The sequence below is a fragment of the Klebsiella sp. GN_Kp190 genome (genome assembly GCF_040061795.1).
In the GTDB taxonomy this organism is placed as follows: Bacteria; Pseudomonadota; Gammaproteobacteria; order Enterobacterales; family Enterobacteriaceae; genus Klebsiella; species Klebsiella michiganensis.
The window spans coordinates 1-8,659 of record NZ_JBEAFN010000052.1 but is presented as its reverse complement, the minus strand read 5'-3'; the positions used below and the strand labels follow the sequence as shown (position 1 = coordinate 8,659).

The following is an 8,659-nucleotide window of genomic DNA, read 5'->3' as shown; positions in this document are numbered from 1 at the left end:
GTGGACCCGTAGCCCGGGTAAGCGCAGCGCGACCCGGGAAGAAGCCGCACCGATGCATTCATCCCGGAGCAACCCAGGCTACCGATCTGCAGTTGCCCGGTAGCGCCACCGGGAAAACCGAAAAGAGCGATAATAAAAAGCCCCGGATTGCTCCGGGGCTGGCTATCACTCGTCAGTGACGATTTACGCTTAGTACGCGCCGAGATCGCTCCAGACCTGGAACTGACCGCAGTTCAGATCCGGCTGGTTGCCCTGAGACCACCATTTCACCTGGTAGTTATGGCCTTTCCAGCTCACGATTTCAAAGCTGCCCCAGTTGCTGCCATAGACGGTGCTGGCATTCCACAGCGGGTAAGGCGTGGTTTCGTCAGAAGGAACAGCATCATCATCTGCCGGTTGAGGCGTATCATCGGTGCGATCCTGGTCGTCAGCCGGCTCGTCCTCGGTATCATCAGTCTGAGTCGCGGCGACGACGGAGAGCACAAAGCGCTGCTGCGTTGACGGTTCACCCCAGGTATCGCGCACGAACAGGGTGAAGGTGTACTCGGTATCCGCAGCCACTTTCGGCACATCGAACTCAATGACCGCCGCGGTTTTATCGGCGACGTTGATCGCCGCAGGCACGCCCCAGCTAAAGGTCAACTCGTCGTTATCTTCATCAGAAGATTTTTCGCCGGAAAGACGCACGCGGGAGCCGCCTACCACCATCAGTTCGATAGCGGCTTTCGGCGCATGGTTTACCGACGGTTCAGGCTGGACGGTATCCTCCTCCTCTTCCTCCGGTTCATCCGGTGTATCCGCCGGGTCGACGTTGATGCCTTCGAAATAGAACGGCTCCATATCGATAATTTCAGACGCCATTTCATAGCCCAGACCCTCACGGGCGGCGTTAACCAGCACGCCGTTGTCCTGGTCGATTGTCCAGGTGAACAGCGCGCCCAGGCCGAGGCTGGCGGCGTATTCGCCCTTGGCTTTCACCGTGCGCGGCGTATCCAGGGACATGAACAGTTTGCTGTCAGGGTTGTAGAGGTAGTCCGCGTCGGCAACCTTGTCGGTGTAGACGTTGAAGCCGTTACGGCCTTTCTGGTTTTCCAGATCCAGGTAGTTATAAATGATGTCGTACCATTCGGTGGTGCCCGATTCGAAGGAGCCTACGGTGGTGCCGGTGCCCGGGTTATAGGTACCCTTCAGCGGAGAAAGGGATTCCAGCTCCGCGTTGCGCCCGTTACGGGTGTAGGCAGCGTAACCAATGTTGATTCGCTCTGCCGGGAAGCCTTCGGACAGCAGATGGCCGACAACGGTATCCACCCCCCAGCCGCCTTCTTCCAGCGCCTTCAGGTTGGTGTGGTGGGTCACGCTCTCCGCCCACGGGGTACCGAAGAAGTCATAGGTCATGACGTTGATACCGTACAGGCCCGCTTTCAGCAGCGCATTGACGTTGGAGTAGCCGAGCGTCTTGACCACCGCCGAGCTGGCAATGGAGATTTTGACGTTGCTCAGGCCTGCGGCGTCCAGCTGCTTACGCAGTTCGCCAATCAGCAGGGCGTAGTTCTCGCCGTCTTCCGGGCCGTACGGGTTGCCAGCGCCTTCGGCGTTCGGATATTCCCAGTCGATATCCACTTCGCTGAACATCGGGAACTGTTTGAACAGTTTTACCACGCCTTTGGCAAAGACCTTACGCGCGGCGTCAGACGCGGCGGTTTCATGGAAACCGTTACTCATGCTCCAGCCGCCGATGCTCATGGACAGCACCAGGTCGTGGCCCTGCTGCTTCGCTTTGGCCTGCAGATCGCGCAGGCCGCCGAGCAGGCCTTTAGTATTACTCTGGGTCACGGTCTTCGGATCGACATCCCAGCCGCTGACGGTATGGCCAACGTTAACGTAAGACTGGAAGTCGCCCCACGGGTCGAGAAAGGTGGGCTCGTACTTCACTTTTCCGCACTGATCGGCACCTTCGGCAACCACGTCGCGCCACAGGTTGTCTACTTTGTGGAAGCCGGTCACGCCGACGAAACCGACGATGATTTTGTCGTAGGCGGTAGGAGAAACGTTGGCCAGGTCGTAGCCGCGACCGCGGTTATCTTTTGAATTATCGCCCTGCAGACGACCATCATACTGTGACCAGTCGGTGTAGTAGCCGAAGACTTTGGGTTTGGTGGTGGAGGCTTTGTATTTGTTATAGACCGGTTTAGCGACGCGAGCGGAGGTATAGCTGTATGCGCTCACTTCTGTTGCCGGGTTAAAGCCGTCTGCGGCGTTGCTGGTTTCGGTCAGCGTATCGCCTTGAATCAATTTGCTCGTTGCCACGTTAATTTCCTTCTGTGTTGAATGACCACCTCAAGCGGTGTGGGGCAGATAATCGGGCAACGCGGCGGCCGGGGCTAATCACAAATTAACACCTGAAACGATGATATTTCGGCTGATGGGCGATGAGGGTGATAGGGCGTTAAACGGTGAAAAAGCCTGTTATAACAATGCGATGATATATGAAATGAGGCGCGATGAGATCCCGGCGACCGGCGCCGGGAAGCGTGGCTTACGCAAAGAGGGCCGCTAAGCGCTGCAGCACCAGTACGGCGCTGTAGTAATCCAGGCGGAAGGTTTCCGTCCCCAGCGGATAAACGCGTTTGCCTTCAACGGCGGGCAGATGCGCCAGCAGCGGGTTGGCGTTAATCGCGTCGGCGTCCTTTTGGTCGCCGGCAAACAGGAACAGGCTCTGGCCGTTAAGTCCGGCGGCTAAGTTTTCCCCGCCCAGCTGCACGATATCATGCCGTTTTCCCTGGCTCTGGCTGGCATGCAGCCCGCCGGGCAGGTCGGCAAGGGTAAAGCCCAGCTGCTCGAGCAGCTGTCCCTGAGCGGATTCTTTGGTCCAGATATTGGCGCTATGGGCCGCGGCGGTGTAGACCAGCGCGGTGACCGGCTGCGGCGGCAGCTTCATTTTCTCTTTCAGCGCCGCCAGCTTTTTATCAAACTCCGCGATTCTCTCCGCCGCCTGTTTTTCGTGGCCGGTAATCTCCCCCAGTTGGGTCAGCAGGGCCTGCCAGCTTTTATCATCGTAGTTAATGATAAGCGTCGGGGCGATGGTGGAAAGCTGGTCGTAGAGCATCATCGCCGAATCGCCGCCGGTGGCGCTAATCAGAATGAGATCCGGCATTTGCGCCGCGACGGCCTCAGCGCTCGGTTCGCCAATATAGAGGCGCGACAGCTTGCGCGCTTTCGCCACATCGCTCCACTGGCGTAAAAATCCCTGACCGTCGGCGACGCGGTTATTGGGCGTCGTGGCCCCGCTGGCCACCACCGGCGCGTCAATCGCCAGCAGTGAGCCGGTCAGCGTCACGCTAGTGGAAACAATGCGCAGCGGCTGGCTTTCCAGCGTATGGGGTCCCCGGCTGTCGGTTATCTGACGCGGCCAGTCTGCCGCCAGCGCTGAGCTAATTCCGAAAATCGCCAGGCCGCTGGCGAGGAGGGTACGGCGGCAAAAGGTGGAGAAATTCACGTATTCGCATCCTGGTTAAGTAGTGATAAATGCTTCTCATTTTCAGCTGTGAGCGGCGTCGATGCAAGCTTAAGTCGCACAACATGCTACCTGTACGGTTGACATAGCGCGCAATACCTTTTAGGTTACCCAACCAAAATATAAATGATAATTATTCGTAATATCTTTATCGTTTTTGGAGGATGATATGGAAACGTCTTTGGCTGAGGAAGTACGGGAGAAAAAAATGACTCTGCCGCCGGAAAGCTTCTTCTTTATGTCGCCGTACCGCAGCTTCACCACCGCTGGCTGCTTTAGCCGATTCTCTCATCCGGCCGCCGACGGCGATAATCCGGACGGGGAGTTTCAGCAAAAAATAGCGGCCTCGTTTAAAGCGGCGCGGGCTGCCGGGATCGCAAAGCCGGTGATGGTCGGCGCCATTCCGTTCGATACCAGCGAGCCTTCCGAGCTGTTTATCCCCGCGAGCTGGACAGCGTTCTCCCGCACTGAAAAGCAGCACTCCGCGCGCTATGCGTCCGGGCAGCAGCCGATGGACGTGGTGCAGCGCCGGGAGATCCCCGAACAGGACACCTTCATGGCAATGGTGGCGCGCGCGGCGGCCCTCACCGCGACGCCGGAAGTGGACAAAGTGGTCCTCTCGCGCCTGATTGATATCACCACCCGTGAACGGGTGGATAGCGGGGCGCTGCTCGAGCGCCTGATCGCCCAGAATCCGGCCAGCTATAACTTCCACGTGCCGCTCTCGGACGGCGGCGTGCTGCTGGGCGCCAGCCCGGAGCTGCTGCTGCGTAAAGAAGGCGCGCATTTCAGCTCTCTGCCGCTGGCCGGTTCGGCCCGTCGCCAGCCGGACGATGTGCTGGACCGCGAAGCGGGGCACAGGCTGCTGGCATCGGAAAAAGACCGCCACGAACATGAGCTGGTGACCCAGGCGATGAAGGCCGTATTAGCGCCGCGCAGCAGCGAACTCTCCCTGCCGGACTCTCCGCAGCTGATCACCACGCCGACCCTGTGGCATCTGGCGACGCAGATTCAGGGCACCGCGCTGGCAAATGAGAACGCCATGTCGCTGGCCTGCCTGCTGCACCCGACGCCGGCGCTGAGCGGCTTCCCGCATCAGGCGGCGAAACGCCTGATTAACGAACTGGAGCCGTTCGACCGTCAGCTGTTCGGCGGCATCGTCGGCTGGTGCGATGATGAAGGCAACGGCGAGTGGGTGGTGACCATCCGCTGCGCGCGCCTGCAGCAGCGCACCCTGCGGCTATTTGCTGGCGCAGGTATCGTCCCGGCCTCTTCGCCGCTAGGCGAGTGGCGCGAAACCGGCGTCAAACTGACCACCATGCTGAACGTATTCGGCTTGCAATAAGGGACTATGATGATCGAATTTACCCGCTGGCCGGAAGAGTTTGCGGCCCGCTATCGGCAAAAAGGTTACTGGCAGGATCTGCCGCTAACCCATCTGATTACCCGTCATGCGGAAAACGACGCTCCCGCGATTATCGACGGCGACAAAAGCTACAGCTACCGTGAATTCAACCGCCTGGTGGATAACCTCGCCTCCTCGCTGCAGCGTCAGGGCCTGAAGCGCGGCGAAACGGCGCTGGTGCAGCTGGGCAACGTTGCGGAATTTTATATCACCTTCTTCGCGCTGCTGCGTATCGGCGTTGCGCCGGTCAACGCGCTGTTCAGCCACCAGCGTAGCGAGCTGAACGCCTACGCCGCGCAGATTGAACCCGCTTTGCTGATTGCCGACCGCGAACACGCGCTGTTTGCCGATGATGATTTTCTTAACGCTTTTGTCGCCCAGCATGCGTCGGTACGCGTGGCCCTGCTGCTGAACGACGGCGGCGAACGCAGCCTGGCGGCGGCCATCGCGCGGCCTGACGATAATTTCGTCGCGCATCCGACGCCCGCTGACGAAGTGGCCTTTTTCCAGCTCTCCGGCGGCAGCACCGGTACGCCGAAGCTCATTCCGCGTACTCATAACGACTACGAATACAGCATTCGCCGCAGCAACCAGCTGTGCGGCGTAAGCGCCGAAACGCGCTATCTGAACGCGCTTCCCGCCGCCCACAACTACGCGATGAGCTCGCCGGGTTCACTCGGCGTCTTCCTCGCCGGCGGCGTGGTGGTGCTGGCGCACGACCCGAGCGCCACCCTCTGCTTCCCGCTGATCGAAAAGCACCAGATTAACCTGACCTCGCTGGTTCCGCCGGCGGTAAGCCTGTGGTTACAGGAGATCCATGAGTCCGGCAGCAATGCCCGTCTGCAGTCGCTGCGGCTGCTGCAGGTAGGTGGGGCGCGCCTGTCCGCGACCCTCGCCGCGCGTATTCCGGCGGAAATCGGCTGTCAGCTCCAGCAGGTCTTCGGCATGGCGGAGGGGCTGGTGAACTATACCCGCCTCAACGACAGCCCCGAGCGCATTATCAATACCCAGGGCTGCCCGATGTGTCCTGATGACGAAGTGTGGGTGGCCGATGCGCAGGGTAATCCGCTGCCGCGCGGCGAAGTCGGGCGCCTGATGACCCGTGGCCCTTATACCTTCCGCGGGTACTACAAGAGCCCGCAGCATAATGCCGAGGCCTTTGATGCCGATGGTTTCTACTGCTCTGGCGATCTGATCTCGATCGATGAAGATGGCTATATCACCGTGCAGGGGCGGGAAAAAGATCAGATCAACCGCGGCGGCGAGAAGATCGCGGCGGAAGAGATCGAAAACCTGCTGCTGCGCCATCCGGCGGTGATCCACGTCGCGCTGGTCAGCATGGAAGATAGCCTGCTGGGGGAAAAGAGCTGCGCATATCTGGTGGTAAAAGAGCCTCTGCGCGCGGTGGCGGTACGCCGCTTCCTGCGGGAACAAGGGGTCGCAGAATTTAAACTGCCGGACCGCGTGGAGTGCGTTGATGCGCTGCCGCTGACGCCGGTGGGCAAAGTCGATAAAAAACAATTACGTCAGTGGCTGGCTGAACGCAAGCTGGGCTGAAGGAGAAGACAGAATGGCAATCCCAAAATTACAGGCTTACGCGCTGCCGGAAGCCAGCGATATCCCGGCGAATAAAGTGAACTGGGCATTTGAGCCGTCCCGTGCCGCGCTGTTGATCCACGATATGCAGGAGTATTTCCTTAACTTCTGGGGCGAAAACAGCGCGATGATGGAGAAAGTGGTGGCCAACATCGCCGCCCTGCGCGAGTTCTGCAAACAGAACCATATTCCGGTTTTTTACACCGCCCAGCCGAAAGAGCAGAGCGATGAAGACCGCGCGCTGCTGAACGACATGTGGGGGCCGGGCCTGACCCGTTCGCCGGAACAGCAGCAGGTGATTGCCGCGCTTGCGCCGGACGACAACGACACCGTGCTGGTGAAGTGGCGCTACAGCGCGTTTCATCGCTCGCCGCTGGAGGAGATGCTGAAAGAGGCGGGGCGCGATCAGCTAATCATCACCGGCGTATATGCCCATATCGGCTGCATGACCACTGCGACCGATGCGTTTATGCGCGATATTAAGCCGTTCTTCGTTGCCGACGCGCTGGCCGATTTCAGCCGCGAGGAGCACCTGATGGCGCTCAACTACGTGGCGGGTCGCTCCGGTCGAGTGGTGATGACCGAAGAGCTGCTGCCGCTGCCGGCATCGAAAGCGGCGCTGCGGGCGCTGGTGCTGCCGCTGCTGGATGAATCCGACGAACCGATGGATGACGAAAACCTGATCGACTACGGCCTGGATTCGGTACGCATGATGGCGCTCGCCGCCCGCTGGCGTAAAGTGCACGGCGATATCGACTTCGTGGTGCTGGCGAAAAATCCGACCATTGATGCCTGGTGGGCGCTGCTTTCCCGCGAGGTGAAATAATGAACGGGCTCGATTTTCACGGCCGGACCGTGTGGATCACCGGCGCGGGCAAGGGGATCGGCTACGCCACCGCCCTGGCGTTCGTTGAGGCCGGCGCGCAGGTAACCGGGTTTGATTTGGCGTTCGACGGCGAAAGCTACCCGTTCGCCACCGAGACGCTGGACGTTGCCGACGCGCAGCAGGTGGCGCAGACGTGCGGCCGCCTGCTGGCAGGGATCGCGCGGCTGGATGTGCTGGTCAATGCCGCCGGTATTTTGCGGATGGGGGCGACCGATGCGCTGAGCCAGGAAGATTGGCAGCAGACCTTTGCCGTTAACGTTGGCGGGGCGTTTAACCTGTTCCAGCAGACGATGGGGCAGTTCCGCCGCCAAAAAAGCGGGGCGATTGTGACCGTGGCGTCCGACGCTGCGCATACGCCGCGCATTGGCATGAGCGCCTACGGCGCATCAAAGGCGGCGCTGAAGAGCCTGGCGCTGACCGTCGGGCTGGAGCTGGCGGGCAGCGGCGTACGCTGTAATCTGGTTTCTCCTGGCTCTACCGATACCGATATGCAGCGGACGCTGTGGGTGAGCGATGACGCTGAGCAGCAGCGCATTCGCGGCTTCGGCGAGCAGTTTAAGCTGGGCATTCCGCTGGGCAAAATCGCCCGCCCGCAGGAGATTGCCAATACCATTCTGTTCCTCGCCTCCGACCACGCCAGCCATATCACGCTGCAGGATATCGTGGTGGACGGCGGCTCGACGCTGGGGGCATAAATGGCCTGGAAACGTCAGCTGACGCTGGATGAACTCAACGCGACCAGCGTCAATACGATGGTGGCGCATCTGGGCATCGTTTATACCCGGATTGAGGAGGGCGTGCTGGAAGCGGAAATGCCGGTCGACGCGCGAACCCATCAGCCGTTCGGGCTGCTGCACGGCGGCGCCTCCGCGGCGCTGGCGGAAACCCTGGGCTCGATGGCCGGGTGGCTGATGACCGAAGAGGGGCAGTGCGTAGTGGGGACCGAGCTCAACGCCACCCATCACCGGGCGGTCTCCAGCGGCAAAGTCCGCGGCGAATGCCGGGCGCTGCACCTGGGGCGTCAGGGCCAGAGCTGGGAAATTGCGGTGTTCGACGAGCGGGGACGACGCTGCTGCACCTGCCGTCTGGGCACGGCGGTCCTCGGCTGAGGCATAGCCTGTTCCCGGGTCGCGCTGCGCTTACCCGGGCTACGGGTAACGCGCCGTCTGTGGTTCCGGACAACTCACCGTCGTCTGCGGTGTGCTTCCCCGGTGGCGCTGCGCTGACCGGGCTACGGGTTCATCATCGTCTGCGGACC

7 protein-coding genes are annotated in these 8,659 nt (G+C 60.7%); 5 read left to right on the top strand and 2 right to left on the bottom strand.

Annotated elements, in window-relative coordinates; genetic code table 11:
* Window positions 1-189 precede the first annotated feature (189 nt).
* Window positions 190-2,307: a glycosyl hydrolase family 18 protein gene (locus ABLU67_RS23855; RefSeq protein ID WP_348852561.1), complete on the bottom strand. Its 2,118-nt coding sequence runs from the start codon at window positions 2,305-2,307 to the stop codon at window positions 190-192.
* Window positions 2,308-2,536: 229 nt separating this feature from the next.
* Window positions 2,537-3,496, bottom strand: coding sequence for a Fe2+-enterobactin ABC transporter substrate-binding protein (fepB, locus tag ABLU67_RS23850; RefSeq protein ID WP_032748644.1), 960 nt, complete (start codon window positions 3,494-3,496; stop codon window positions 2,537-2,539).
* A 187-nt stretch (window positions 3,497-3,683) separates the two neighbouring features.
* Here fepB and entC point away from each other — a divergent pair, with 187 nt between their 5' ends.
* From entC to entH, 5 genes are read left to right on the top strand one after another with little or no spacing between them, the layout of a single operon-like run.
* On the top strand, window positions 3,684-4,859 hold the full coding sequence (entC, locus tag ABLU67_RS23845) for an isochorismate synthase EntC (protein ID WP_025108239.1): 1,176 nt from the start codon (window positions 3,684-3,686) through the stop codon (window positions 4,857-4,859).
* A 9-nt stretch (window positions 4,860-4,868) separates the two neighbouring features.
* Complete coding sequence (entE, locus tag ABLU67_RS23840; protein ID WP_025108238.1) at window positions 4,869-6,476, top strand: (2,3-dihydroxybenzoyl)adenylate synthase EntE; 1,608 nt, start codon at window positions 4,869-4,871, stop codon at window positions 6,474-6,476.
* A 13-nt stretch (window positions 6,477-6,489) separates the two neighbouring features.
* Window positions 6,490-7,341 carry an enterobactin biosynthesis bifunctional isochorismatase/aryl carrier protein EntB gene (gene entB, locus ABLU67_RS23835; RefSeq protein ID WP_025108237.1) on the top strand — a complete coding sequence of 284 codons (852 nt, stop codon included), beginning with the start codon at window positions 6,490-6,492 and terminating at the stop codon, window positions 7,339-7,341.
* Entirely contained in the window at window positions 7,341-8,096 is a 756-nt protein-coding gene (entA, locus tag ABLU67_RS23830; protein WP_064377817.1) for a 2,3-dihydro-2,3-dihydroxybenzoate dehydrogenase EntA, read from the top strand. The genes entB and entA overlap by 1 nt, the downstream gene beginning before the upstream one ends.
* Window positions 8,097-8,510, top strand: a complete 414-nt coding sequence (entH, locus tag ABLU67_RS23825; protein ID WP_024358838.1) for a proofreading thioesterase EntH — start codon at window positions 8,097-8,099, stop codon at window positions 8,508-8,510.
* Window positions 8,511-8,659 lie beyond the last annotated feature (149 nt).